Here is a 26,675-nt window from a genome sequence, read left to right on the forward strand (position 1 = left end):
GTTTCTTGAATCAGCCTTCGCAGTCAGTGCAGTAGCTGTGTCCGTCTTTCTGGCGCGCAATCTGGGAGCGGTGCCGGACCAGGAAGCAGGAGTAGCACGTGAACTCGTCCTCAGCCTGCGGGATAACCTGCACGACCAATTCCTCGGCAACGAATTCGCCTCCGGGAACGCCGGCGCCATCCAGCCCGTCGGCCTCATCGAGCTCGAGGACGACACTGCGGGCGTCCGGTGCATTGGCGGACTGCAGTGCCTCGAGTGAGTTGTCCTGCGACTCCTTGACGTCGGAGCGAAGTTCGTCGTAATCGGTTGCCACTTAGGTGTATCTCTTTTCTTTGGTTCGTCTGTCGCGTATGCAACGTACAGCATCCGGCGGGTATTCCCCAATAGCTTGGCAGGAAAATTTCTCTGTGGAGCCTATATTTCCGTGCGGGCACCCGCTGGGATCGGCATCGGGTGACATTGGGCACCCTGGTGCGCAGCATTGAAAAGACCAGCGCACAGCCGCCGTCAGTTAAAGCTCACATGCGGTCCTTAGCCAACCTTTTGGTCTGTGGCGGGCTAACTCGCCTCAGTCGTTCATCGAGCGTCACGCGCAGCCTGGCGGCAGCCACCTGAACACGGCGCCCGGCAGGGGTTACTTTCCTTTCCGGGATCGACGCGGCGTTCGGTGGTGTTTGGACCTGCCGGTGTTCAGGGGTACCTGCGCTCACCGTTCGGTCACCACTGGCCTGGCTGGCGACGTTCTCCCAAGCCGCGTCAAACAGTTCAAGCTCCTCGGTTCGGGCCAGTTCACTGCCCGCCAGGACGTTTAAGGTCGCAAGGCCCAGGACCTTGGTTCCGTCATCGTCATCCAAGGCGCGGTCCAGCGCCCACTGGGTGCGGCGCCACCATTCCGCCCGGCTGTCCGCCTCGGTCTTCTGCCGCAGGGCCTGCTCGTCGGCTGCACGCTTCTGGTCGAGTGCTGTCTTATCGGCCGAGGTTCGCTGGGCCAGGGTGCGCCAGTTGATGTAGAAGGCCAGCAGGGCCGCAATCAAGACCGCCAAGGGTCCAAGCCCGGCAAGGATCACCCACCAGTCGGCCGGCCCGGAGTGGACGACGACTTCAAGGGGACCAGGCGGCGGGGTTGGATTCACGGGTCAAGCTTAAGCCGTGGATGGAAACAGAAAAACCCCTGAAATCCGTGGATTTCAGGGGTTTTCCCATTTGTGCGCGGAGGGGGACTTGAACCCCCACCCCCTTTCGAGGACTAGCACCTCAAGCTAGCGCGTCTGCCATTCCGCCACCCGCGCAGGTGGTAATTCGGAGATCGTTTCCGCCTTTCAGCGTTTTCGCTTTTCTCCGAAGCAGCGAGAAAGACTCTACATGAACTTTTCTGGAACATGAAATCGGGCCGGATGGGTAGGCTGAAGGCAAGCGAATCCGCCCTTGGTTCCCAGCAGCCGCCACCTTCATGAGGAGTGCCCAATGACTGAAATCCGTCCCGAAGATGAAGTTGTCCGGATCTGCCAGGAACTCATCCGGATCGACACGTCGAACTACGGTGACGGTTCCGGACCGGGGGAGCGGGTGGCCGCCGAATACACAGCCGGGCTGATCGAGGAAGTGGGCCTCTCTGCCGAGATCTTCGAGTCGGCGCCCGGCCGGGCAAGTGTTGTCACCCGGATGGCCGGTGAAGATCCGTCCGCCAGCGCGCTGGTGGTGCATGGGCACCTTGATGTTGTTCCCGCCCTGCGTGAACAGTGGTCGGTGGATCCCTTTGGTGCCGAACTCAAGGACGGACTCATCTGGGGCCGCGGAGCCGTGGACATGAAGGATATGGACGCCATGATCCTTGCCGTGATGCGGGATTTGGCCAGATCCGGGCGGAAGCCCAAGCGCGACATTATCTTTGCCTTCTTTGCCGACGAGGAAGCCGGCGGTGAGTACGGTGCCCGCTACGCAGTCGACCAACGGCCCGAGCTCTTCGAGGGCGCAACCGAAGCCATCTCAGAGGTAGGGGGGTTCTCGGCAACTATCGGCGGGCAGCGCACGTACCTCCTCCAAACGGCTGAAAAGGGCATCTCCTGGCTCCGGCTGGTGGCGCACGGCCGGGCAGGCCACGGCTCCCAGATCAACACGGGCAACGCCGTCACCCGGCTGGCTGCCGCGGTAACCCGGATCGGCGAGTACAAGTGGCCGATTGAGCTGACGCCCACCACGCGGCAGTTCCTGGACGGCGTGACAGAACTCACAGGGGTGGAATTCGATCCCGACAACCCAGACCGCCTGCTGGACCAGCTCGGCACCGTGGCGCGCTTTGTGGGTGCAACCCTGCAGAACACCACCAACCCCACGCTGCTCAAGGGCGGCTACAAGCACAACGTCATCCCGGAATCGGCTGAGGCCCTGGTGGACTGCCGGACGCTCCCGGGCCAGCAGGACCACGTCCTGGAGATCGTGCGGGAGCTTGCCGGTTCCGGTGTTGACGTGAGCTACGTACACAGCGACGTCTCACTCGAGGTGCCATTCGCCGGAAACCTGGTGGATTCCATGATTGATGCCCTCCACACCGAGGATCCTGGGGCAAAAGTACTTCCCTACACGCTCTCAGGCGGCACGGACAACAAATCATTGAGCCGGCTTGGTATCACCGGCTATGGATTCGCTCCGCTTCAGCTGCCCGACGATCTCGATTTCACCGGGATGTTCCACGGTGTGGACGAGCGGGTCCCGGTGGATTCGCTGAAGTTCGGCGCCCGGGTGCTCAACACGCTCCTCACGAACTACTGAGCCGGACAGCAGATGACGCCTGAGGAAGTTCTCCCGGAGCCGCTCCTGGAGGCTGTCCGGGGCCGTGCTGCGGGCTATGACCGGGACAACACCTTCTTCGTTGAGGACCTCGCCGAGCTAACCGCCGCCGGATACCTCAAGCTCTTTGTACCTGCGTCCGACGGCGGCCTGGGGCTTGGGCTCGAGGCGGCAGCGCAGTGCCAGCGGCGGCTGGCTACGGCTGCCCCGGCCACCGCTATGGCCATCAACATGCATCTGGTTTGGACCGGCGTCGCCCATGTCCTTGCCGCCAGGGGCGACCATTCCCTTGACTTCGTCCTGCAGGAGACTGCCCGCGGCGAGATCTATGCCTTCGGCAATTCCGAAGCCGGCAATGACTCAGTCCTCTTTGATTCAAAGACGGCAGCCTCGCCCTTGCCGGGCGGCGGGTACAGCTTCACGGGTACCAAAATCTTCACCAGCCTCTCGCCTGCCTGGACGCGGCTGGGAATCTTCGGCAAGGACACACTGGCCAGGGCAGGCGAAGGCGAACTGGTGCACGGATTCATCGAGCGCGGCGCTGCCGGCTACACCATCCTGGACGACTGGAACACGCTGGGCATGCGCGCCAGCCAGTCAAACACCACCGTCCTGGACGGGGTCGAGGTCCCGCCGGAGCGGATCTTCCGAAAACTCCCCGTGGGACCCAACGCCGATCCGCTGATTTTCGCCATCTTCGCCTGCTTCGAGTCATTGCTGGCCGCCGTTTACACCGGAATCGGCGAACGTGCGCTGAACGTTGGTGTTGAGGCTGTCAAGCGCCGGACGTCGTTGAAGAATGCCGGCCGAAGCTATGCGCAGGATCCGGACATCCGCTGGAAGGTCGCGGAGGGCGCCATGGCCATGGATATCCTCTACCCCCAGCTGCTGACCGTCACCCGCGATGTGGATGCCCTCGTTGAGCACGGGCCGCAGTGGTTTCCCAAACTTGTGGGGCTGAAGGTCAACGCAACGGAAACGTCGCGCCGCGTTGTGGACCTGGCCATCAGGGTGAGCGGCGGGTCCAGCTACTTTCGCGGGTCAGAACTTGAACGCCTGTACCGGGACGTGCTGGCGGGGATGTTCCACCCGTCAGACGACGAGTCGGCGCATCACACGGTGGCGAATGCCTGGCTGGGGCCGTTGGAGGCCTGAACGGGCCGGTAGGCCCCGGGCCCGCTGGCCTGTTAATTTCCTACACGGTCCGCTGAACCTGCATCACCCGGCGGCGGAGCCAGAAGCGCCTGCCACCGCCCAGATACAGCTTGCTGCGTTCCAGCTCCCACTTGCCGTACTCGGAATGCTCCACGAGCCGGCGCCTGGCGTCAGGCAGTGAATCGTCAGGGCTGACCGTCAGCACAAGGTACTCGTACTGCCTCAGAATGTCCCGTTCCCGCTGGACCGAGCTGGTGAGAAAATGTTCTTTCATTGCTCTCCATTTTCGTCCTTTTCCGGCTAACGTGAAGTCATGAGCATCGATCCGCGTGTCGCGCTTCAGTCCTTGACAACCGCCTTGGAAGAACACCTTATAGCAGCATCCAACCGGCGTGGCGATGGAGATCCCGCGGTGGAGGCGGCTTTTTTTGCGGTCGCGGATGCGTTCGAAGTCTACGAAGACGCACTATACGAGGCTTACAACGAAGTTACACCCCTTCAGGTCTTCGATGACGAAGAAGATGAGGACGATGTAGCCGGCATCGACGATGACGAGGACCTGGAAATTCTCGAGGACTGAGGACTCCACGCCGCCGCGGGAAGCGTCCTTACGCTGCCGGCATTGGTCGGAGTCTCAGCCCGGGGGCGGGATACTCAGCCTGGCAGGGAAACGTCCTCAAGGGCGCGGGCGATTTCCGGCGGCAGCCGGGTCAGCTGCGCGGCCACGATTTCTTTCGCCTGCAGGGGAGTCCGGGGCCCGATGATGGCCGTGGCCACACCATGCTGGGACAACAGCCAGCTCAGCGAAACATCCAGCGGCGTCCGGCCCAGGCCCTTGGCCGCCATGACCACGGCTTCCACCACGCTGGACGGCTGCGCCTCAAGATACGGCTCCACGTAGGGTGCTGAGTCTGTCCTGGCCGCCCGGGAATCGCCGGGGATGGCGCCGCGGTACTTGCCAGTCAGGACGCCGCGTCCCAGCGGCGCCCAGGCCATCAGCCCCAGGCCGGCATCTTCGACTGCGGGAATCAGTTCCGCTTCCGGCTTTCGCTGCAGGAGTGAATATTCAGCCTGCGCGGCTACGAGCGGAAACCCGGCCACCGCCGCTGCCTTGGCACTTTGCCACCCGTTGAAGTTGGAGATTCCCGCGTAGCGGGCACGTCCGCTCCGGAGCGCGAATTCAAGCGCGGACAGGGTCTCCTCCAGCGGGACGTTGCCGTCCCATGCCTGGGCAAACCAAATATCCACGTAGTCAGTCCCAAGCCTCGCCAAGCTGGCGTCCAGGCCGGAGAGCATCGCGTTGCGTGACGTGTCCGCCGTGCGACGGCCGTCCGACGTCGCCATCCCCGCTTTAGTGGAAATGCAGACTTCGGTGCGGGAGACAACGTCGCCGAGAAGGGATCCGATCATCGCCTCTGCGCGGCCATCGGCATATGACGCCGCCGTATCTATGAGTTTTCCGCCACCATCGATAAATGACCGCAATATCTCCGCGGCGTCCTGTTCGTCGGTATCGCCGGACCAGGACATGGTGCCGAGGGAAAGGGCGGAGACTCGCAATCCACTGTTGCCGACGTAACGCTGCTGCATAGCTGCAAGCTTACGGGGAATCAACGGGGTCAATGACGTAGGGTCTTAGCGTGAACTGGTTTGAGGCGGCCCTGCTGGGCCTAGTGCAGGGACTGACCGAATTTCTACCGATTTCATCGAGCGCGCACCTGCGGATTGTGGGGCAGTTCCTGCCCAACGCATCCGATCCCGGGGCCGCGTTTACCGCCATCACACAACTGGGTACTGAAACGGCGGTGGTGATCTATTTCTGGCGTGACATCGTGCGGATCGTCAGGGCGTGGGCGGGATCTCTGACCGGAAAGGTCTCACGCCAGGACCCGGACGCCCGCATGGGCTGGCTGGTGATTTTGGGCAGCCTCCCCATCATCGTCCTGGGTCTGCTGTTCCAGGACCAGATTGAGTCGGTACTGAGAAGCCTGTGGCTGGTAGCCACCATGCTGATCGTCTTTGGGCTCTTCCTGGCCGTGGCCGACGCCATCGGAAAGCAGGACCGCGACCTCACCCAGCTCACCTACAAGCACGGCATTTTGTACGGCTTCGCCCAGGCGCTGGCGCTTATTCCGGGCGTGTCGCGATCCGGCGGCACCATCACCGCGGGTCTCCTGATGGGCTACACACGCGAAGCCGCCGCGCGGTATTCGTTCCTCCTGGCGATCCCGGCGGTGTTCGGCAGCGGCCTGTACCAGCTGTACAAAGTGGTCTCCAAGGATGGCATCACCGGCCCGTATGGCCTGCCGGAGACGGCGCTGGCCACCGTCATCGCCCTGGTGGTGGGATACGTGATCATCGGATGGTTCCTCAAGTTCATTTCCACCCGCAGCTACCGGCTCTTCGTCTGGTACCGGATCTTCCTGGGACTGGCCCTGTATCTTTTGCTCGGTTTCAATGTCATCAGTGCCTAGCCGTAGGCTTAGGCTGTGAAATCCTGGACCTCCCGCCCTGTCCCTGCGCTGCCCGGCGCCATGCCTGCCATCCGGCTGTTCGACACGGCAAAGGGGAGTGAAGTCACACTCCGGGCCGGGGGAGAGCAATCCATGTACGTCTGCGGGATCACTCCCTATGACGCAACCCACATGGGCCATGCGGCCAGCTACGTGGCCTTTGACCTGTTGAACAGGGCATGGCGTGACGCCGGCCAGCAGGTTTCCTATGTCCAGAACGTCACCGACGTCGACGACCCCCTGCTGGAACGCGCGACTGCCACCGGAGTGGACTGGCGGGACCTGGCTGCGAGCCAGATTGAACTCTTCCAGACCGACATGGAAGCCCTGAATGTCCTCTCGCCGGACCACTACGTGGGTGCCGTTGAGTCAGTTGACATCATTGTTCCGGCCATCGAACGGCTGGTCCGCCTTGGGCTGGCCTACCGTGTGCCCGGAACCGCAGGGGAGCCCGACGGCGACGTGTACTACGACGTAGAAGCTGCCGGCAAGCAGACGGTCGCCCTCGACGCCTGGACCTTGGGCTCGATCTCCCACCTCGGCGAAGCCGAAATGCTTGAACTGTTCGCCGAACGCGGCGGCGACCCAGGCAGGGCCGGCAAGCGGCAGGCGCTGGACCCCCTGCTCTGGCGCGTTGCCCGCGACGGCGAGCCCAGCTGGCCCGGCGGCGAGCTGGGCCAGGGCAGGCCTGGCTGGCACATCGAGTGCACGGTCATCGCCCAGCGCTACCTGCCGGCTCCCTTCACTGTCCAGGGCGGCGGCTCGGACCTCATCTTCCCCCATCACGAGATGGGTGCCGGTCACGCATATTCCCTCGCCGAAATGCCGCTGGCCCAGCACTATGCCCACGCGGGCATGGTGGGCCTGGACGGCGAAAAGATGAGCAAGTCCAAGGGCAACCTGGTCCTGGTATCCAAACTTCGGGCCGCAGGAGAAGATCCGGCCGCCATCCGGTTGGCCATCCTGGCCCACCATTACCGTTCAGACTGGTCCTGGACCGCGGACGGCTTTAAGGCTGCGAAGGACCGGCTCGCCGCATGGCGCCGCGCACTTGCCACCGCGCCGGAAGCATCGGCGTCCGGCCTGATCGCCGAGATGCGGTCCGCCCTTGCCGCCGACCTGAACGCACCGGCCGCCCTGGAAGCTGTCGACCGCTGGGCCGCCGCGGCGGACTCCGCCTCGGCAGCGGGCAGCCAGCATGATCAGGCGCTGGTCATTGACGCGCTGGACGCCCTGCTCGGCGTCGTGCTTTAGGGCTTGTCCCGGCCACGCCGCTTGAGGTAGCGCTCGAACTCCCGCGCGATGGATTCCCCGCTTGCCTCGGGAAGATCGGCAGTATCTTTTGCCTCTTCCAGCTGCCGGACGTAGGCGGCGATCTCCGGGTCCTCAGTAGCCAGCTCATCGACGCCACGTTCCCACGCAGCGGCCTCCTCGGCCAGTTCGTGGGTGTCCAGCGGGACCTGGATCAATTCCTCGACCCGGTGCAGGAGAGCCAGCTGCGCCTTGGGTGACGGGGCCTGTGCCACGTAATGTGGGACGGCTGCCCAGAGGGAAACGGTGGGAAGGCCGGCCAGCAGCGACACTTCGGACAGCACTCCGACGATGCCGACGGGACCCTCGTACTGGGAGGCTTCAAGGTTGAGTCGCTCCCGCAACACGGCATCGTCCGAGGATGTGCTGACAGGAATCGGCCTGCTGTGCGGAACGTCTGCCAGAAGGGCGCCCACCAAGACCACGTAGTCCACCTTCAGCGCTTCTGCGTGGACCAGCAGCTCGGCCGTATACGCCCGCCACTTGTAGGACGGCTCGATGCCCTGCACGAAAATGACGTCCACATTCGAATCCGGCGCACTGGCCTTGTAGATCCGCGTGGATGGCCACTTGATCTTGCGTTCCCCCGAAGCGTTCCGGCGGACCGTGGGACGGGTGAACTGAAAATCGTAGTATTCGTCGGCATCAATGGACGCGATCTTCTTGCCGCCCCAGACCCGGTTCAGGTAGCGCAACGAGTCACTCGCGGCTTCCCCTGCATCGTTCCAGCCTTCAAATGCGGCCAGCATCACAGTAATGCGCTCCCCGTCCGCCACTGGCAGCAGGAACTGCTCCGGTTCAGGTGCGGCACCCGGTTCCGTGGTGTCTCCGTCGAAGCTATTCATCCCATCACCCTACGTCCAAGAACCGGCGGGATGCATCGAATGAAGGGCCAGAAAGTGTGCCAGGGCGCGCGTACGCCTGACGGAAATGCCAATATTCGCCGAGGGCGTATCCACCGGCTGGCGTTCAGGTGCGCCCCTTAGACTGGGATCATGCGACCCGTACCCCCCGTTTCCCCGCTCCGAGCCGTTCTTTGGGATATGGACGGCACCATAGTGGACACGGAGCGCTACTGGATTGCCGCCGAGCACGCCCTTGTGGAAGCCCACGGCGGCACCTGGTCGCATGAGCAGGCCATGCAGCTCGTGGGACAGTCACTGACGTTTTCGGCCGGAATCCTGCAGGCGGCCGGCGTCCGGCTGGAGCGCCGGGAGATTATCGACACGCTGACCGCAGAGGTCATCAGGAGCGTCCAGCGCGCGGTTCCCTGGCGTCCCGGGGCCAGGGAACTGCTGGATGACCTGCACCGCGCCGGTGTGCGGTGTGCGCTGGTGACCATGTCGGAGGAGCCGTTGGCCCGCGAAATTGTGGAAAGCCTGCCCAAGCCCTACTTCGAATTCCTGGTCACTGGGGACACGGTAACCCAGGGCAAACCGCACCCGGAAGCGTACCTGAAGGCAGTGGAGCTGCTTCAGGAAGCGGATCCGGATCTGACCGTGGATCACTGCGTCGCACTGGAGGATTCGGCGCCGGGAGTGGCTGCTGCTGTGGCCTCCGGCGTCGCCACTGTGGCCATTCCGCACATCGTCCCGATCCCCGAAGATCCCAGGCACACCATTTGGGAATCCTTGGCCGGCCGGACCGTTTCCGAGCTGGAGACCATCGCCGCGGACAGCTTGGCCGCCGCCGCGGCCGGGTCCGCCGTTCCTGTGATGGGGAGCCCGTCATGAGTTCCACGCCCGCCCCCGCCCGCCGCGAAGGAATACCGCTCGGCAGGATCGCCGGAATCCCGATCATTCTTGCCTACTCATGGTTTGTGATCGCCGCCTTTACCGTCATTGTCTACGGGCCCCTGCTGCTGGAGCAGAATCCGGTGCTGGGCATCTCCGCCTACTACATGGCGTTCGCTTACGCCCTGCTGCTCCTGATCTCCGTCCTGGTCCACGAACTGGCGCACGCCCTCACGGCCAAGATCTACGGCTGGCCCACGCAGAAGATCGTGTTGAATCTCTGGGGCGGCCACACCCAGTTTGAGAACTTCACGGCGACGCCTGCGCGCTCGGTCATCGTTGCCCTGGCAGGGCCGGCAGCCAATCTGGTCCTCGCCGGCGGTGCCTGGGTGGTCCTCTCCACCACCAGCATGGGCACGGTGGCAGAGATCCTCACGAACATCTTTATGTGGGCCAACTTTGTCATCGGCATCTTCAATGTCCTGCCCGGACTCCCGCTGGACGGCGGCAGGATCGTGGAATCGGCGGTGTGGAAAGCAACCGGGAGCCAGGCTAAAGGCACCGTCGCCGCCGGCTGGGCCGGCCGCGTCATCGTGGTGGCGCTGGGTTTCTGGTTCGTGGCCCGGCCTCTGCTGGCCGGTGAGACACCCGATTTCAGCCTCCTGATGATCACCGTCCTCGTCGGCGGCTTCCTGTGGATGGGTGCCAGCGCGTCCATCCAGCAGGGCACGCTGCGCGGAAGGATGCACCTGGTCAGCGCCGCTGCCCTGGCCGCGCCCGCCGTCGGGATTGCAACCACCGCAACCGTCGAGGACATCCGTAGGCTCTCACAGGACAGGTCCCGGGCCGTTGTGGTCTGCGGCCCGGATGGACGCCCGCAGGGTGTTGTGGACACCGGCGCCCTCGCCGCTGTTCCTGACTACGCGGCTGGCTCCACGCCTGCCACCGCCGTGTCCTATGCCCTCGCCGCGGGCGCCTACGTGCCTGAATCGTCGCAGGGGCAGGAACTTATCCAATACCTTTCCCAGCTCGACGGACACGAATACGCAGTGGTGGACCCTCATGGGACGGTCACCGGCCTTCTGGCGCAGAACGTGGTGGTGGCAGCCATCACCGGCAAGGCTGACCGGTCGAATAGGCATCCGCAGGGTCAAAGCCGGTAGAGTTACGTGCCGGCCGTGCATTGCCGCCGAGTGGCCGCCCGGAGGCCTGCGCCGCACCCGGGCGGACCTGTTTCGATGCGTGGCCCCACAGTTTTACAGGAGCGAGGAAAATCCATGAGCAGCGAATCTGTCGCCGAAGCCCCAGCACCAACCACCACCGGTGTTGCCGCCAATGGCGTCCAGCCGGTGGGAGCTGCCCGCCGCCGCGGACCTTTCCGTGAAGGGGAACGGGTCCAGCTGACTGACGAGCGCGGCCGCATGAACACCATCACCCTTGAAAGCGGCGGCGCCTTCCACACGCACCGGGGCTTCCTGAACCACGACGAGATCATCGGAAAAGCTGATGGCTCAGTCGTCGTGAACAACGTGGGCCAGCAGTACCAGACACTGCGCCCGCTCCTCTCGGATTTTGTCCTGTCCATGCCGCGTGGCGCCGCAGTGGTCTACCCGAAGGACGCCGGCCAGATCGTCACCATGGCCGATATTTTCCCGGGCGCCAGGGTTGTTGAAGCCGGCGTTGGCTCGGGCGCGCTGTCCATTTCGCTGCTCCGTGCCGTTGGCGACAACGGCTACCTGCACTCCTTCGAACGCCGTGAGGAATTTGCGGACATTGCCCGCGGGAACGTGGAAACCATCTTTGGCGGCCCGCACCCGGCCTGGAAGATCTCCCTCGGTGACTTCCAGGAGGAAGTAGTCCGCACTGAGGCGCCCGCCTCCGTGGACCGGGTAGTGCTGGACATGCTGGCACCCTGGGAATGCCTCGACGCCGTTGCCACTGTTCTCGCACCCGGCGGCGTCTGGATCAACTACGTGGCCACGGTCACCCAGCTGTCCCGGACCGCCGAGGCCATCAGGGCTGACGGCCGCTTCACCGAACCCGACGCCTGGGAGTCCATGGTCCGCGGCTGGCACCTTGAGGGCCTGGCCGTCCGTCCGGACCACCGCATGGTGGCTCACACCGGCTTCCTGCTGGTCACCCGCAGGCTTGCCGACGGCGTCACCGGCATCTCCGTCAAGCGCCGCCCCTCGAAGACCGGGTTCAACGAAGAAGACGTCAACGCCTGGACACCCGGTGCCGTCGGCGAACGCCTGGTCTCCGACAAGAAGCTCCGTCGCGCCGCGAGGGATGCCATTGCCGGCACCAACGTCAAGGACGAACCGGAGATCACGAACTAGTCCACATTTCGGGAGTCTCCAACGGTACCCGCCAACTTGGGGCTAAGGTCTTAAGAAGACGAGCATGAAGGGGCTGATGCACCATGGAGACGCCGAGTCAGGACTCCGGACGTACACCGGCGGAGCAGTCGGCCGCCAACGAACTGTCGGCTGCGGAACGGCAGGCCAATGTCCTCCGCGACAAACTCAGGCACATTGATCGGCAGCTGGCGGCCGCCACGCAGAACAACGCCAAGCTGGTCAGCATGCTCGAAGCGGCCAAAGCCGAGATTCTGCGGCTGAAAAATGCCCTGGACCAGGAGGGCCAGCCTCCGTACAGCTTCGGTACAGTGCTCCATCTCAATCCCAGACGGCTGCCGTCACTGGGCAGCAGCGGCCAGGCTGCCACCGAGGAATCGGTGGATATTTTCAACGCCGGCCGGAAGATGCGGGTGGGCATCAGCCCCCTGGTCAACATCAACCAGCTGGCGGTGGGCCAGGAAGTCCTGCTCAACGAGGCACTGCTTATTGTTGCCGGCCTCGGCTACGAACGCGCCGGTGAACTCGCCACACTGAAGGAAATGCTCGGAACGGACCGCGCGCTGGTGGTGGGGCGGGCCGACGAGGAACGCGTCATCAGGCTCTCCGGAGCCCTGCTCACCGAAAAGCTCAGGGTGGGGGACGCACTGTCCATCGATTCCCGTACTGGCTACGCACTCGAAAAAGTCCCCCGCTCCGAAGTGGAAAACCTGGTCCTCGAAGAAGTCCCCGATATCACCTACGAAGACATCGGCGGCCTTGGTCCGCAGATCGAGCAGATCCGGGATGCCGTGGAACTGCCGTTCCTGCACCCTGACCTCTACCGGGAGCATGGGCTGAAAGCCCCGAAGGGCATTCTGTTGTACGGCCCGCCAGGGTGCGGCAAGACCCTGATCGCGAAGGCTGTAGCCAACTCGCTTGCCGCCCGTGCGGCGGAGCGGTCCGGCAATGTGGACCTGAAGAGCTATTTCCTCAACATCAAGGGTCCGGAGCTTCTGGACAAGTACGTGGGCGAGACGGAGCGGCACATCCGGCTGATCTTCGCCCGGGCTCGTGAGAAGGCCTCAGACGGCAGCCCAGTGGTGGTTTTCTTTGATGAAATGGATTCGCTGTTCCGTACGCGCGGAACCGGGATCTCCTCTGACGTCGAGACCACCATCGTCCCGCAGCTGTTGAGTGAGATCGACGGCGTGGAGCGGCTGGACAACGTCATAGTGATCGGTGCATCCAACCGCGAGGACATGATCGACCCCGCCATCCTCCGTCCCGGCCGGCTGGACGTGAAAGTGAAGATCCAGCGCCCCGATGCAGAGGCCGCGGCGGACATCTTCAACAAGTACATCACCACGGACCTGCCGTTCCACGAGTCCGACCTCGCCGAACACAGTGGCGACGTGCAGGCAACGGTGGACGCCATGGTCCAGCGCACGGTTGAAGCCATGTACTCCACGGAGAAATCCAACGAGTACCTGGAAGTCACCTACGCCAACGGCGATACCGAAATGCTCTACTTCAAGGACTTCAATTCAGGTGCCGTCGTCCAGAACGTCGTGGACCGGGCCAAGAAGTACGCCATCAAGGATCTTCTGACCTTGCACCAGAAGGGTCTTCGGATCGAGCACCTGCTGCGTGCCGTGGTGGACGAGTTCCGCGAGCACGAGGACATGCCCAACACCACGAACCCGGACGACTGGGCGAGGATCTCAGGCAAGAAGGGCGAGCGGATCACCTACATCCGCACCATCGTGCAGGGTAAGGCCGGCCAGGAACCCGGCAAGTCCATCGAAACGATGCCAAACACGGGACAGTACCTGTGACGGCTTCCGCGGAACGCGCCGGCGGGGGAGGGCTCCCGGCCGGCGGGGCCATGCGCGTCATGGGGGCGGAAACGGAATACGGCATCCATGCCCCGTCGGCGCCGGGAGCGAACGCCACCATGATGTCCGCCCGTGTTGTCCAGGCTTATGCGCAGGTGACGCGGCAAAGGGCGGCCGGAGGGGCAGAGACCCGATGGGATTACACGGACGAGGAGCCCCTCCACGACGCCCGCGGTTGGACCCTGGAACGGGCCTCGGCCCACCCCAGCCAGCTGACCGACCAGCCGCCGGTCCTCGACGCGGAAGCGGTGGCGCTTGCCTACGGCCGTGAGGAATTGGAACTGGACGGCGACGACGAGTCCGGCAGTCTCCTAATGAACATGGTCCTGGGCAACGGAGCCCGCCTCTACGTGGATCATGCCCATCCGGAGTATTCCAGTGCCGAGGTGACCAACCCGCGCGCTGCGGTGATCTGGGATGCGGCCGGGGACCTCGTAGCGCTGGCCGCCGTCCGTCGCCTGGCCGCGGATCCGGAGCTGCCCCCGGTCAACCTGTACAAAAACAACACGGACAACAAGTCCGTCTCCTACGGCTCCCACGAGAACTACCTCATGCCGCGCTCGGTGCCCTTCGGGGACATCGTGCGGGGGCTGACACCGTTCTTCGTCACACGACAGATCATGTGCGGCGCGGGGCGGGTGGGCCTGGGGCAGGACAGCTCCACGCCCGGTTACCAGATCAGCCAGCGGGCGGATTTCTTCGAGGCCGAAGTCGGCCTGGAAACCACCATCCGGCGTCCCATCATCAATACCCGGGATGAACCGCACGCCACCGCCGACAAATACCGGCGCCTGCATGTGATCATCGGCGACGCCAACCTTAGCCAATCCTCGAACTACCTCAAGTTCGGCACCACGGCCATGGTCCTGAGCCTGATCGAGGCCGGTTTGGCGCCCAAGGTGGAGGTCCACGAACCCGTCGCGGCCCTGCAGGCTATCAGCCACGATACGTCGCTGACAGCCAAACTCAGGCTGCTGGACGGGCGCCGCGTGACGGCCCTGGACATGCAGTGGATGTACCACGAGGCGGCGGCGAAACTGGCTCAGGACACCGGAGTTTCGGATGCCGTGGACGGGGACGGCCATACGCATGACGTGCTGGAACGCTGGGCTTCCACACTGACCCAGCTCGATACCGACAGGAACGCGGCGGCCACATCCGTGGAATGGCTGGCCAAACTGTCCCTCCTGGACGGCTACCGGAACCGCGACAACCTTGCCTGGGGCGACGCGAGGCTCGGCCTTGTGGACCTCCAGTGGGCAGACATCAGGCCGGAGAAGGGACTGTACTACCGGTTCCTGGCCAGGAACCGCATGCAGCGGGTCGTCGACGACGGTGCCATTGCCGCAGCGATGACCGAACCGCCGTCGGACACGCGTGCTTTCTTCCGCGGACAGTGCATCAGTAGCTTCGGCAAAGACGTGGTGGGGGCCAGCTGGGACTCGGTCATCTTCGATGTGCCGGGCTACGGCCGGCTCCAGCGCGTGCCAACCCGGGAACCCCTGCGCGGAACGAAGGCCCTCACGGGGGGGCTGTTTGCGCGGCACCGGACGGCAGGTCCGTTCCTCGCCGAACTTTTAGGGCAAAACACCGCTCCGCCTGCGGCGTAAACCGCGCCGTCGGGCGGACAGCGTGGCAATATGGGCGTATCAGCAGATCCACCCGGATCCGAGGATTTTTGGAGGAGAGATCACCATGGCAGGCCAGGAGCAGCAGAAGCCACAATCACACGACAGCCAGGTCGAAGACGAGATCCCCGAGGCACCTCCGGCGGCCCCGGAAGCCCAGGCATCGGCTGCCACGCAGGGCGTCGACGACCTCCTTGATGAGATCGACGGCGTGCTGGAGTCCAACGCCGAGGAATTCGTACGCGCCTTCGTCCAAAAGGGCGGCCAGTAACCCGGAACCGGATGTGTGGCGGAAGCCGCGTCCGGCCCGAATCTGTACCGACGTTGAGGGACCACGTACAAGGAGTGCATCAGTGCAGGAAACAACCGCCAACCAGGTAGCCGGCAACGCGACATCCTCATTCACCGAGCATCTGCAGCGCGACCGGCCGGACCTGCTTCCGTACAACCGGGCCATGCCTGTTGCAGCGGGGGCAGCTCCATTGCAGGTTCCCCATGCCACCACGATCGTGGCGATGAGTTATGCCGGCGGCGTCCTGATGGCCGGTGACCGGCGGGCCACCATGGGCAACGTCATAGCCAGCCGGCACATCGAAAAAGTTTTCCCCGCCGACAGGTATTCGGTACTGGGGATCGCCGGTACAGCCGGCATCGCCATTGACCTCACGAGGCTCTTCCAGGTGGAGCTGGAGCACTACGAAAAGATCGAGGGGACACTGCTAAGCCTCGACGGCAAAGCCAACCGGCTCGGTGCCATGATCCGGGGGAACCTGCCGATGGCCCTGCAGGGACTCGCCGTGGTGCCGCTGTTCGCCGGCTTCGACACAACTGCCGGCGTGGGCCGGCTCTTCTCCTACGACGTAACCGGCGGCCGGTACGAGGAACGCGAGCATCACACTGTCGGCTCCGGCTCCGTGTTTGCGCGCGGTGCGCTGAAGAAACTCTGGCGGCCCAACCTGGCCGAAGCCGAGGCAGTCTTCGTGGCGGTCGAATCCCTTTACGACGCGGCCGACGACGACTCCGCCACTGGCGGTCCGGATCCGGTCCGCCAATTGTGGCCGGTGGTGTACACCGTGAACAGGGATGGCGCACGGCGTATCCCCGAATCCGAGCTCGCCGCAGTGGCGGGCAGGATTATCGAAGCCCGGTCCGCCGAGCGGCGGGAGGCCTGAGATGACGCAGCAGTTTTATGTCTCGCCTGAACAACTGATGAAGGACCGTGCGGACTTCGCACGGAAAGGCATCGCCCGCGGCAGGTCCGTGGTGGTCATCAGCTGCCAGGACGGCATCGCCCTGGTCGCCGAAAATCCTTCGCCCTCACTTCACAAAATCGGCGAGATTTACGACAAAATCGCCTTTGCCGCCGTAGGCAAGTACAACGAATTCGAAAGCCTGCGCCAGGCCGGGGTGCGCTACGCGGATGTCCGTGGTTACTCCTACGACCGCGAGGACGTCACAGCGCGGGGGCTCGCCAGCGTCTATGCGCAAAGCCTCGGCGCCGTTTTCACCGCCGAACAGAAACCCTTTGAAGTGGAACTCGCGGTCGCCGAAGTTGGCCCCACACCGGAACTTGACCACCTCTACCGGCTCACATTCGACGGGTCCATCGCTGACGAGCACGGCTTCATCGTCATGGGCGGCCAGGCGGAGCGTGTCTCTGCGGTCATCGCCGAGGGCTGGCGACCATCCCTGAGGTTCGCCGGTGCTGTCCGCCTGGCTACCGGCGGCCTGTCCAGCAGCGCCGACCAGGCTGCTGAGCAGGGCGAAGCGGCAGGAACCCTTCCTGCCAAGGCCGTGGAAGTTGCCGTCCTGGACAGGCAGTCGGAGACCTCCCGGGGTTTCCGCAGGGCCTTCCGGCGGCTCAACGATGCTGATATCACGGCGCTGCTTGCTGAGGAGGACTGAGATGGACAAGAGGATCTTCGGTATCGAGACCGAGTTCGGAATCTCGTATTCGAGCCCCGATTCGAGGCCGTTGGCCCCGGAAGAGGTGGCCCGGTACCTGTTCCGCAAGGTGGTCAGCTGGGGACGGTCATCCAACGTATTCCTGACCAACGGTTCCCGGCTGTACCTCGACGTCGGCTCACACCCTGAGTACGCCACGGCCGAATGCGACGACCTGGCACAGCTCATCGCACACGACCGCGCTGGCGAGCTGATCCTGGACGACCTCGTTGACGAGGCACAGGCAAGGCTGGCCGCGGAAGGTTTCAACGGAACGGTCTACCTGTTCAAGAACAACACCGATTCGGCTGGCAACTCCTACGGCAGCCATGAAAATTACCTGATCCCGCGTCGCGGCGAATTCTCCCGGCTCGCGGAGATCCTGATCCCCTTCCTGGTGACCCGCCAGCTGATCGCCGGGGCAGGAAAGATCCTGAAGACTCCGCACGGGGCCACGTATGCGTTTTCCCAACGGGCAGACCACATCTGGGAAGGCGTATCCTCGGCCACCACCCGCTCACGGCCCATCATCAATACCCGAGACGAACCCCACGCCGACGCCGAGTTCTTCCGCCGGCTCCATGTCATTGTGGGCGACTCCAACATGTCCGAAACCACAGCCTTGCTCAAGGTCGGAACCGTGGACCTCATCCTGCGCATGATCGAGGCGGGGGTGATCATGCGCGACATGAGGATGGAAAACCCCATCCGCAGCATCCGCGAGATTTCCCACGACCTCAGTGGAAGGGCACTGGTCCGCCTGGCCAACGGCCGCCAGCTCACAGCGCTGGAGATCCAGCAGGAGTACCTCACCAAGGTCACCGCCTTTGTCCAGGAACACGGGGCCCACAATCCGCACGTTCCGTTCATCCTCGATCTTTGGCAACGGACCTTGAACGCGATCGAAAGTGGTGACACCAGCACCATTGACACGGAAATCGACTGGGCCATCAAGAAAAAACTGATGGACAACTACCGGCAGCGGCACGGCCTGGGGCTCGACGCACCCAGGATCGCCCAGCTGGATCTTACGTACCATGACATTTCCCGAAGCCGCGGCCTGTACTACATCCTGCAGTCCAGGGGTGCGGTTCGCCGGGTCGTGGACGATACTTTGATCAAAGACGCCGTGGACGTTCCGCCGCAATCCACCCGGGCCAAGCTGCGGGGCGATTTCGTCCGGCGCGCCCAGGAACTGGGCAGGGACTACACGGTTGACTGGGTGCACCTGAAACTGAACGACCGCGCGCACCAGACCATCCTGTGCAAGGATCCCTTCCGGAGCGTCGATGAGCGGGTGGATGCCCTTCTGGGCTCTATGGGCTGACGTTCAGGTTCACGGGCTATCCTTGATAGGGCCGTTCCTTGGCCTTGAAGCGGTGCCGAGCGCCTGATTCCGGCACCGCGTCCACCCTGCCCCGACGAAAGTTCTCTTACGTGCGCCGACTCCTAGCAATCCTGATCCCCGGCATGCTGCTGCTTACCGCTTGTGGCGGTTCACCCGCAGCACCGGAACCCACCAGCCAGTCTGCCGGTGACACTGCCAAGTTCGACTCCCTGAAACTGACGGACAACGGGGACAAGAAGGCTCCCGGTGTCGAGTTCTCCAAGCCCCTCGAGGTCACCGAACCCACTATCAAGGTGGTCACCGAAGGCGACGGCGACCGGGTCAAAGAGAACCAGGTCGCAAACATCTCCATCCTCGCGCTCAGCGGTGCTGATGGATCCACGCTGGAGGACACTTTCCCCGGCGAGCCCGAACCGCTGGAGCTGAACGAGGAACTGAAGACCGGAAGCCCGGTCATCTACAGCGCGTTTGTTGGCTCCAAGGTCGGCTCGAGCCTTGCCTTGGCCATCCCCGGCCAGGCCGCAACCGCCGGAGGCGCCGCCGCCCAGCCAACGCAGCTTCTCCTGATCAAGGTGCTCTCCACCAAGGATGTCGCGCCGTCTGTTCCTCCGCTCGCAAAGCCCGAAGGCGAGGCGGTCACCCCGTCAGCCGGCCTGCCGACCGTAAAGGACAACGACCAGGGCGTGCCGGAGATAGCCGTTGACGGAATAGCTGCGCCGGCTGCACTCGTGTCCCAGGACCTGATCAAGGGCGCCGGCGCTGCGGTTAAGGAAACGGACACGCTGACCGTCAACTACGTTGGCGTCAACCTCGTTGGCGGCACTAAATTTGATTCAAGCTTTGACCGCGGCGAACCGGCCAGCTTCCCGTTGACCGGAGTGATTCCGGGCTGGACCCAGGGACTGGCCGGAAAGACGGTGGGCTCCCGGGTCCTCCTGGTGGTTCCCAAGGACCTCGCCTACGGTGATGCCGGCCAGGGCGAAGCCAAGGGCGACCTTGTCTTCGTTGTGGACATCCTCGGCGTCAAGTAAACAGCAACACATCACCCACCCCATTAATCAAAGGAGCAACCATGTCATTTGGTCAGCGCGATTTCGACCGCCAGAAGCCGGAAATTGACTTCCCGCAAGGCGATGTCCCCACCGAACTGGTCATTACCGACCTCATCGACGGTGACGGTGCCGAGGCCAAAAAGGGCGACACCGTTTCCACCCACTACGTCGGCGTGGCCTGGTCCACCGGCGAAGAATTTGACGCTTCCTGGGGCCGCGGCACCCCGCTTGACTTCCGCGTGGGCGTGGGCCAGGTCATCCAGGGCTGGGACCAGGGCCTGCTGGGCATGAAGGTGGGCGGCCGCCGTCGCCTGGAGATTCCTTCCGAACTGGCATACGGCTCCCGCGGCGCCGGCGGAGCCATCGGCCCCAACGAAGCGCTGATCTTCGTGGTGGACCTCGTGGGCGTCCGCTGACCGAAGCTTTGCAGGGCCGGAAGGCGCGGTAACAATCAGGGTTCTGTTTCCCGTTGTTGCCGCGCTTTCTGCTTTCCACGGAGGAGTTTAGTAACGTAGCCAGCGTGTCCGTCTCCCGTACTGAACGCCTGCTGAATCTCCTGATCGCCCTCCTGAACACAAAATACGGCCTGCGCCGTGCAGAGTTGCGGGCGAAGGTCTACCACGACACGTCCGGCAACGACGTGGCCTTCGGCAGGATGTTTGAGCGGGACAAGAATGACCTCCGTCAGTTCGGCTTCGATGTGGAAACCGTGACGGACCACGGCTGGAGCGAAGATGACCCGGCCACCACCCGCTACCGCATCGGCAAGGAATCGAACCGGCTGCCCGATGTGCAGCTCAGCCCGGGGGAATGGACCGTCCTCCTGCTGGCGTCCCAGCTGTGGGAGCGTGCCGCCCTTGGCACCGCCGCTGCCAACGCCCTCCGCAAGCTCCAGGCCTCCGGCACCCTGTCCGACGTCGAACTTCCCGTTGGCGTGCAGCCGCGGATCCGGCCGGCGGGCCAGGCCTTTGATGACGTGGTGGCGGCCATGCACGCCCAGCACCCCGTCAGCTTCCCCTACCTGGCAGGTTCCACCGGTAAGGAAGAGCAACGGATGGTGGAGCCGTGGGGTCTCGGCAGCCGCTTTGGCCAGTGGTATCTGACCGGCTACGATCGCTCACGCCAGGCACCACGCCACTTCAGGCTTTCCCGGTTCACGGGCCCCGTCACGGTGTTGGAGAAGGAATCTTACTCGGCGCCCCCGAACTTCAATGTCCGTGCAGAACTGGACCGGCTTCCGGAACTCCCGCTCCGGACCGCCGTCGTGGATGTCCGGGAGGGCCGCCTCCTTGGCCTGCGCCGGCGCACCATGCCGGTTCCCGCCGGGAGTGCGGGAACGCCCGACGCCGGCTACGAACGTCTGAAGGTCAACTTCAGGGACGTTGAGGTACTGGCCGAGGAGCTTGCCTCCTATGGCCCCGACGCTGTGGCACATGCTCCCGACGAGCTCGTGGCTGCTGTGCGTCACCGGCTGCGCAGCGCGGCCGCTTTCTGTGCCGCTCCCAGCCCTGTCTATCTGTTTACCGATGCACCGCGGGGCCGCGCCGTCCGCAAACGAACCTCTGAGGATCAGCTCAAGCGCATGCTGCAGCTGGTTCCGTTCCTGGTCCACAACCAGGGCCTCCACATCAAGGATGTGGCGGCCCGCTTTGATGTCACGCCCGGGGAGCTGGAAAGCGACCTACGGATCCTCATCTGCTCCGGACTTCCAGAGGGATACCCGGACGACCTCCTGGACATCCATTGGGAAGAGGGCCACGTTTACATCACCCAGGACCTGGATCTCAAGAGACCGGTCCGGTTTACCGTGGACGAGGCCTGTGCGCTGCTGACCGGGCTTGAGACGCTCAACGGGCTTCCCGAACTTGCCGAGGGCAGCGCACTGGAGTCCGTGACCCTCAAGCTGATGGCAGCGGCCGGCGAAGAAGGGCTCCGGGCAGGTTCGCTTGCCGGTCCGGAGGTTGGGCCCGCTGATTCGGCCGTCCTCGACGTTGTCCGTGGGGCCATCCAGGAGCGGTCGCAGCTGCGGCTCGTGTACTTTTCCGCCCAGCGCGACCAGGTTTCAGAACGTGACGTGGACCCGCTCCGTCTGTATTCCCTGGATAACACCTGGTACTTCGAGGCGTACTGCCATGCGGCCCAGGGGCTGCGGAACTTCAGGCTGGACAGGGTCCAGGCGGTCCACCCGAACGGACGTTCCGCATCCACACAGGTCCGGGCCGGGGAAAGCTTCCCGGCCAAGCTGTTCACCCCCAATGACGACGACACCACCATCCTCGTTCAGCTCACCAGGCAGGGCGCCGGCCTGGCGGACGACTATTACGCCGAACGTGTGGCACCTCTTCCCGGCGGCGGCCTTGTTGCCGAGATACGGTTCGGCAGCACGGCCTGGCTGCCCATGTTCGTGGCCCAGCACGGCGGTGCCGCCAGGATTCTTGAACCTTCCGAGCTTGGGGCGGCGGCGCTGGAGTGGATCGAGGCGGCCCTGGCCCGGTACGGCGGCTAGACTCGTCAGCATGCCTTGGTGGTCCTGGATCCTGATCTGGATTGCGCTGATTGCGCTCTCCCTGCTCTTTTATGTCCTTCTGGGCATCCGGATCTACCGCCAGTTCATGTTGGTCATGAAAGATCTGGGGGCCGTCGGAACCAAAGTGTCGCATCTGGCACCGGCAGCGACCACGGCAGATGACGGCTTACGGCCGGCAGAATCGGTTCAGCCGGGTGCGGCTGTTTTTGCCTCACCGGCGCAGATGCGTCATGATTACGACGCGTCCAAGTCATCCCGCCGGGAGGACCGCCGCCAGAGGCGGATCCAGCGGAGGCGCGACCGGGGCCAGCCCCAGTCACTTCGCGATCTCAATCTCAGTTAGACGTAGGATGTTGTAAGAGGAAAGGATTTCCCGTGGGAAGACTCTTTGATGGCCCGTGGCCAATTGTCATTATCATCGTCGTTGCGCTGCTGCTTTTCGCCGCGCCCAAACTCCCTGCCATGGCGCGCAGCCTTGGCCAGTCAATGCGGATCATCAAGTCCGAGGTCAAGGAAATGAAGAACGACGGCAAAACCGATACTACCGACATCACCGACACGGCTTCCGGCCCGGTGGAAGGCAAAATCATCAACCACCCGCCGGCGAAGCCCGGTGAGCCGACCGACGGCACTGACGTTCCGCCGTCGACCCGCGCTTAACCCGAAGTGGCTGTGACGCGGGGCCGTAAGTCCAACCCTGAGGGGCGGATGGCTCTTTGGGACCACCTCAAGGAGCTCAAGAACCGGCTGATCAAATCGGCCATCGCCGTGCTGCTCGCCGGCGTGGGTGGCTGGTTCCTTTACGACCCTGTTGTCGCCAGCCTGTCGGACCCGCTGGTTTCCATTGCCCGGGATACGGGGCGGACCGCGGTCCTGAACTTTGCGACCATCGCAGATCCTTTTGCGTTCAAGATCCAGATTGCCATCCAGATAGGGCTGGTTATCTCCAGTCCTGTCTGGATCTATCAGGTGTGGGCTTTTATCACGCCGGGTCTGACCAAGAAGGAACGCGGCTACACGCTCGGCTTTATGGCGGCCGCTGTGCCCCTGTTCCTGGCTGGTGTGTTTGTCGCCTGGCTCGTGTTCCCCACCGTGGTCAGGGCGCTCCTCCAGTTCACACCCGCGACCGGTGCCAACAACATCTCGGCCACCGACTACCTGACGTTTGCCACGCAGATGTTGCTCATACTCGGGATCTCTTTCCTGGTCCCCGTGATCCTGGTCGGCATCAACATGGCTGGCGTGGTCAGGGGCAGGACCATCCTCAAAGCCTGGCGGATTATCGTCTTCCTGGTTTTTGTCCTTGCTGCACTGGCCGCACCCGGCACGGACGCGCTGTCCATGTTCCTGCTTGCTGCGCCGCTGTTGATTCTGTTTTTCGCGGCGATCGGGCTCTGCATCTTCAACGACAATCGCCGTGACAAGCGCGTGGCGAAACAGGCTGCTGAGACGGACGCGACAGCCGACATCGCTACGCCCGGCAACGAACTGAAGAACCTGTAGCGCGCGGCGCACTAGGCTTGAGGCATGTCCTCTATCTCCGGGCCACTCTCGCCCTCTGAAAGCTACCGGGCCAGCGCGGAACGCACGGCCGAAGCGGGCACCTACCTCGGCGGGTTTGTCCGCACCCTCGATTTTGAACTTGACGAATTCCAGCGCCTCGCCTGCCGTTCCCTGCAGGAGGGCAAGGGAGTGCTGGTGGCTGCCCCCACCGGTGCCGGGAAGACCATCGTGGGCGAATTTGCCATCTACCTGGCTTTGGAACGAAACCTTAAGGCTTTCTACACAACGCCGATCAAGGCACTAAGCAATCAGAAGTTCACGGAGCTTTCGGAAAAGTACGGTGCGGAAAACGTCGGCCTCCTGACCGGGGACACGAGCATCAATGGCGACGCCCCCGTTGCGGTCATGACCACGGAAGTCCTCCGGAACATGCTCTATGCAGACTCCGAAACCCTGGATGACCTCGGCTTTGTGGTGATGGACGAAGTCCACTACCTCGCGGACCGCTTCCGTGGTGCCGTATGGGAGGAAGTCATCATTCACCTTCCCAGTGAAGTCCAGGTAGCTTCCCTCAGCGCCACAGTGTCCAACGCAGAAGAATTCGGCGCGTGGCTGGATACTGTGCGCGGCGACACCGACATCATCGTTTCCGAGCACCGGCCGGTTCCCCTCTGGCAGCACGTCATGGTGGGCCGCGATATCGTGGACCTGTTCGCCGGCGAAACCACGTTCGACGAGATCGCCCCGCCCGCAGACGCTGAGACCGGAGCTCCGATACCGGTCCAGGGACGGCTCACCGCAGCCACCAAAGACGCCGACGGACAGGGGTTCGAGGTCAATCCTGACCTGCTCAGGATGGCCCGCAGCGAGGGCCAGCAAAGCTTCACCGGACGCTTCGGCCACGGCGGCCGGAGCCAGCGCCGGCAGCACCGTCAACGGACAGAGGAGCGCCCCCGGCAAGGCGCCCAGCCCGGCGCTGTCCGGAGGGCCAGCCGGCCCCAGGTCATCGCGAGCCTGGACCGGCAGGACCTCCTGCCTGCCATCACGTTCATCTTCTCGCGGGCAGGCTGCGATGCGGCCGTTGCCCAGTGTGTCTCTTCCGGACTCTGGCTGACCACGGAGAAAGAGCAGCAGATCATTGCCCGGCGCGTTGACGAGGCCGGGCAGGACATCCCGTCCGATGACCTGGACGTCCTCGGCTTCTGGACGTGGCGGGACGGCCTCCTCCGTGGTTTCGCGGCGCATCATGCCGGCATGCTTCCCACCTTCAAGGAAGTAGTGGAGAAGCTTTTCGTTGAGGGCCTGGTCAAGGCTGTGTTCGCCACCGAAACGCTGGCACTGGGCGTCAACATGCCCGCCCGCTCCGTGGTCCTGGAAAAACTCGACAAGTTCAATGGCGAAGCCCATGTGGACATCACCGCGGGGGAGTACACACAGCTGACCGGCCGCGCGGGCCGCCGCGGCATCGATGTTGAAGGCCATGCGGTTGTCCTCTGGCAGCCGGGCACGGACCCTGCCGCCGTTGCCGGCCTCGCCTCACGGCGTACCTATCCGCTGAACTCAAGCTTCCGGCCGACGTACAACATGAGCATCAATCTGTTGGCACAGTTTGGCCGCGCCCGTGCGCGGGAAATCCTTGAATCCTCCTTCGCGCAGTTCCAGGCGGACCGGTCCGTTGTTGGACTTGCCAAGCAGGTGCGCAGCCGCGAAGAGTCCCTCGCCGGATACGCGAAGTCCATGACCTGCCACCTCGGAGACTTCACCGAGTATGCCCGGTTGCGCCGGGAACTGTCCGACGCCGAAAATATCACCTCCCGCAGCAAGACCCGCGCCCACAAGTCCCTGAATGAAGACTCGCTGGCGCGGCTGATGCCCGGAGACGTAGTGGACGTCCCGGGCGGGCGGGCTCCCGGGCCCGCGATTGTGCTCAGCTCGGACCACAGCGGCAGGGAACCACGGCCCGCCATCCTCACGCTGGACAACCAGCTCAGGCGAATCGGCACGGAGGACCTTGAAGGCCCCATCGCGCCCCTGACGCGGATCCGGATCCCGAAGTCGTTCAACGCGAAGGTCCCCAAGGCGCGGCGTGACCTCGCATCGTCGGCCCGGAATGCGCTGCGCGAGAACCGCCCGCCGGCACCCGGCCGCAGCACCGATTTTGGTCTGGGATCCGTATTGCCACATCAGGAAAAACGCATCACGGAACTTCGCAGGGCACTCCGCGCCCACCCCTGCCATGGCTGCAGCGAGCGTGAAGACCACGCACGCTGGTCCGAGCGGTGGTGGAAGCTGCGCCGGGAGACGGATGCGCTGGCCCGGCAGATCCAGGGCCGGACCAACACCATTGCCAAAACGTTCGATCGTGTCTGCGACGTCCTTTCCGCCTACGGCTACCTGGAAGCAGGAGCTGACGGTCGGCTGGCCATCAGTCCGGACGGCCAGCGGCTCCGCCGGATCTATGGCGAGAAAGACCTGCTGATTTCGCAAGCACTGCGGCTGGGCGCACTCAACGACCTCGACGCCGTCGAAGTAGCAGCCCTTGCCAGCGTCCTGGTCTACCAGGCCAAACGCGAGGACAGGGGCCTCCGCCCGCGGATGCCCAGCGTCTCGCTTGAATCGTCCGTGGATGTGGTGATCCGGGAATGGTCGGCCCTGGAGGACGTGGAAGAGGCAAATAAGCTGCCGCTGACCGCTGAACCCGAGCTGGGTCTGGTCTGGCCCATGTACAAATGGGCCAAGGGAAGGCACCTCCAGGAAGTACTGAACGGCACAGACCTGGCGGCGGGCGATTTTGTCCGCTGGGTCAAACAGGTCATCGACCTTCTCGACCAGCTCGCCAAGATTCCCGGCTTGGATCCGCGAGTTTCCAGGCTTTGTGCAGAAGCAATTTCGCTCATCCGCCGCGGCGTGGTGGCCTACTCTTCCGTACTTTGATGAACC

The 26,675-nt window shown here is 63.9% G+C and carries 26 protein-coding genes and 1 tRNA gene; 21 read left to right on the top strand and 6 right to left on the bottom strand.

Going from position 1 to position 26,675, the window contains the following annotated elements; genetic code table 11:
- Positions 1-10 precede the first annotated feature (10 nt).
- The 3 genes from FYJ92_RS09625 to FYJ92_RS09640 all read right to left on the bottom strand — a co-directional run bounded on the left by FYJ92_RS09625 (position 11) and on the right by FYJ92_RS09640 (position 1,289).
- Complete coding sequence (locus FYJ92_RS09625; protein ID WP_056339942.1) at positions 11-313, bottom strand: DUF4193 domain-containing protein; 303 nt, start codon at positions 311-313, stop codon at positions 11-13.
- A gap of 205 nt (positions 314-518) precedes the next feature.
- Positions 519-1,133 carry a hypothetical protein gene (locus FYJ92_RS19015; protein WP_255482004.1) on the bottom strand — a complete coding sequence of 205 codons (615 nt, stop codon included), beginning with the start codon at positions 1,131-1,133 and terminating at the stop codon, positions 519-521.
- 73 nt (positions 1,134-1,206) lie between these two features.
- Positions 1,207-1,289: transfer RNA gene (locus tag FYJ92_RS09640), tRNA-Leu, on the bottom strand.
- A 175-nt stretch (positions 1,290-1,464) separates the two neighbouring features.
- On the opposite strand from FYJ92_RS09640, the gene FYJ92_RS09645 reads away from it, so the two are divergent.
- Together FYJ92_RS09645 and FYJ92_RS09650 are read left to right on the top strand one after the other, a co-directional pair.
- Positions 1,465-2,769, top strand: a complete 1,305-nt coding sequence (locus FYJ92_RS09645) for a M20/M25/M40 family metallo-hydrolase (RefSeq protein WP_185260542.1) — start codon at positions 1,465-1,467, stop codon at positions 2,767-2,769.
- Positions 2,770-2,781: 12 nt separating this feature from the next.
- Complete coding sequence (locus tag FYJ92_RS09650) at positions 2,782-3,942, top strand: acyl-CoA dehydrogenase family protein (RefSeq protein ID WP_185260543.1); 1,161 nt, start codon at positions 2,782-2,784, stop codon at positions 3,940-3,942.
- A 40-nt stretch (positions 3,943-3,982) separates the two neighbouring features.
- Here the strand turns inward: FYJ92_RS09650 and FYJ92_RS09655 are convergent, their stop codons facing one another.
- Positions 3,983-4,216, bottom strand: coding sequence for a DUF5703 family protein (locus FYJ92_RS09655; RefSeq protein WP_056339951.1), 234 nt, complete (start codon positions 4,214-4,216; stop codon positions 3,983-3,985).
- Between the two features lie 39 nt (positions 4,217-4,255).
- Between FYJ92_RS09655 and FYJ92_RS09660 the strand changes: the two genes are divergently transcribed.
- Positions 4,256-4,522: a hypothetical protein gene (locus FYJ92_RS09660; protein ID WP_185260544.1), complete on the top strand. Its 267-nt coding sequence runs from the start codon at positions 4,256-4,258 to the stop codon at positions 4,520-4,522.
- Positions 4,523-4,596: 74 nt separating this feature from the next.
- Here FYJ92_RS09660 and FYJ92_RS09665 read toward each other — a convergent pair whose 3' ends face one another.
- Positions 4,597-5,532, bottom strand: a complete 936-nt coding sequence (locus FYJ92_RS09665; protein ID WP_185260545.1) for an aldo/keto reductase — start codon at positions 5,530-5,532, stop codon at positions 4,597-4,599.
- A 50-nt stretch (positions 5,533-5,582) separates the two neighbouring features.
- Between FYJ92_RS09665 and FYJ92_RS09670 the strand changes: the two genes are divergently transcribed.
- Positions 5,583-6,416: an undecaprenyl-diphosphate phosphatase gene (locus FYJ92_RS09670; protein ID WP_185260546.1), complete on the top strand. Its 834-nt coding sequence runs from the start codon at positions 5,583-5,585 to the stop codon at positions 6,414-6,416.
- Between the two features lie 15 nt (positions 6,417-6,431).
- Positions 6,432-7,709 carry a cysteine--1-D-myo-inosityl 2-amino-2-deoxy-alpha-D-glucopyranoside ligase gene (gene mshC, locus FYJ92_RS09675; protein ID WP_185260547.1) on the top strand — a complete coding sequence of 426 codons (1,278 nt, stop codon included), beginning with the start codon at positions 6,432-6,434 and terminating at the stop codon, positions 7,707-7,709.
- Here the strand turns inward: mshC and FYJ92_RS09680 are convergent.
- Positions 7,706-8,611 (bottom strand): PAC2 family protein, encoded by a 906-nt coding sequence (locus tag FYJ92_RS09680; protein ID WP_185260548.1) that lies wholly within the window; start codon positions 8,609-8,611, stop codon positions 7,706-7,708. The genes mshC and FYJ92_RS09680 overlap by 4 nt on opposite strands.
- 150 nt (positions 8,612-8,761) lie before the next feature.
- Here FYJ92_RS09680 and FYJ92_RS09685 point away from each other — a divergent pair, with 150 nt between their 5' ends.
- From FYJ92_RS09685 to FYJ92_RS09760, 16 genes are all read left to right on the top strand, one after another.
- Complete coding sequence (locus tag FYJ92_RS09685; RefSeq protein WP_185260549.1) at positions 8,762-9,499, top strand: HAD family phosphatase; 738 nt, start codon at positions 8,762-8,764, stop codon at positions 9,497-9,499.
- Positions 9,496-10,662 carry a site-2 protease family protein gene (locus tag FYJ92_RS09690; protein WP_185260550.1) on the top strand — a complete coding sequence of 389 codons (1,167 nt, stop codon included), beginning with the start codon at positions 9,496-9,498 and terminating at the stop codon, positions 10,660-10,662. Before FYJ92_RS09685 ends, FYJ92_RS09690 begins: the two co-directional genes overlap by 4 nt.
- Positions 10,663-10,776: 114 nt before the next feature.
- Positions 10,777-11,838 carry a tRNA (adenine-N1)-methyltransferase gene (locus FYJ92_RS09695; protein WP_255482005.1) on the top strand — a complete coding sequence of 354 codons (1,062 nt, stop codon included), beginning with the start codon at positions 10,777-10,779 and terminating at the stop codon, positions 11,836-11,838.
- A gap of 83 nt (positions 11,839-11,921) precedes the next feature.
- Positions 11,922-13,673, top strand: coding sequence for a proteasome ATPase (arc, locus tag FYJ92_RS09700; protein WP_185260551.1), 1,752 nt, complete (start codon positions 11,922-11,924; stop codon positions 13,671-13,673).
- A gap of 50 nt (positions 13,674-13,723) precedes the next feature.
- Positions 13,724-15,343, top strand: coding sequence for a depupylase/deamidase Dop (dop, locus tag FYJ92_RS09705; protein WP_185263754.1), 1,620 nt, complete (start codon positions 13,724-13,726; stop codon positions 15,341-15,343).
- A gap of 85 nt (positions 15,344-15,428) precedes the next feature.
- Positions 15,429-15,632 carry a ubiquitin-like protein Pup gene (locus tag FYJ92_RS09710; protein ID WP_056339984.1) on the top strand — a complete coding sequence of 68 codons (204 nt, stop codon included), beginning with the start codon at positions 15,429-15,431 and terminating at the stop codon, positions 15,630-15,632.
- Positions 15,633-15,714: 82 nt separating this feature from the next.
- On the top strand, positions 15,715-16,533 hold the full coding sequence (gene prcB, locus FYJ92_RS09715; protein WP_185260552.1) for a proteasome subunit beta: 819 nt from the start codon (positions 15,715-15,717) through the stop codon (positions 16,531-16,533).
- 1 nt (position 16,534) lies between these two features.
- On the top strand, positions 16,535-17,266 hold the full coding sequence (gene prcA, locus FYJ92_RS09720; protein WP_185260553.1) for a proteasome subunit alpha: 732 nt from the start codon (positions 16,535-16,537) through the stop codon (positions 17,264-17,266).
- Position 17,267: 1 nt separating this feature from the next.
- Positions 17,268-18,632: a Pup--protein ligase gene (gene pafA, locus FYJ92_RS09725; protein ID WP_185260554.1), complete on the top strand. Its 1,365-nt coding sequence runs from the start codon at positions 17,268-17,270 to the stop codon at positions 18,630-18,632.
- Positions 18,633-18,742: 110 nt separating this feature from the next.
- Positions 18,743-19,684: an FKBP-type peptidyl-prolyl cis-trans isomerase gene (locus tag FYJ92_RS09730; RefSeq protein WP_185260555.1), complete on the top strand. Its 942-nt coding sequence runs from the start codon at positions 18,743-18,745 to the stop codon at positions 19,682-19,684.
- A gap of 41 nt (positions 19,685-19,725) precedes the next feature.
- A complete protein-coding gene (locus tag FYJ92_RS09735; RefSeq protein ID WP_185260556.1) occupies positions 19,726-20,121 on the top strand; it encodes an FKBP-type peptidyl-prolyl cis-trans isomerase in 396 nt (131 codons plus the stop codon).
- A gap of 104 nt (positions 20,122-20,225) precedes the next feature.
- Positions 20,226-22,211 carry a YafY family protein gene (locus FYJ92_RS09740; RefSeq protein ID WP_185260557.1) on the top strand — a complete coding sequence of 662 codons (1,986 nt, stop codon included), beginning with the start codon at positions 20,226-20,228 and terminating at the stop codon, positions 22,209-22,211.
- A gap of 10 nt (positions 22,212-22,221) precedes the next feature.
- Complete coding sequence (locus FYJ92_RS09745) at positions 22,222-22,575, top strand: hypothetical protein (protein ID WP_185260558.1); 354 nt, start codon at positions 22,222-22,224, stop codon at positions 22,573-22,575.
- 32 nt (positions 22,576-22,607) lie between these two features.
- Positions 22,608-22,892: a Sec-independent protein translocase subunit TatA gene (gene tatA / locus FYJ92_RS09750; protein ID WP_185260559.1), complete on the top strand. Its 285-nt coding sequence runs from the start codon at positions 22,608-22,610 to the stop codon at positions 22,890-22,892.
- Positions 22,893-22,940: 48 nt separating this feature from the next.
- Entirely contained in the window at positions 22,941-23,735 is a 795-nt protein-coding gene (gene tatC, locus FYJ92_RS09755) for a twin-arginine translocase subunit TatC (RefSeq protein ID WP_185260560.1), read from the top strand.
- 24 nt (positions 23,736-23,759) lie between these two features.
- On the top strand, positions 23,760-26,669 hold the full coding sequence (locus FYJ92_RS09760) for an RNA helicase (protein WP_185260561.1): 2,910 nt from the start codon (positions 23,760-23,762) through the stop codon (positions 26,667-26,669).
- Positions 26,670-26,675: the final 6 nt, after the last annotated feature.

It is taken from the genome of Pseudarthrobacter sp. NBSH8 (genome assembly GCF_014217545.1).
Lineage (GTDB): Bacteria > Actinomycetota > Actinomycetes > Actinomycetales > Micrococcaceae > Arthrobacter.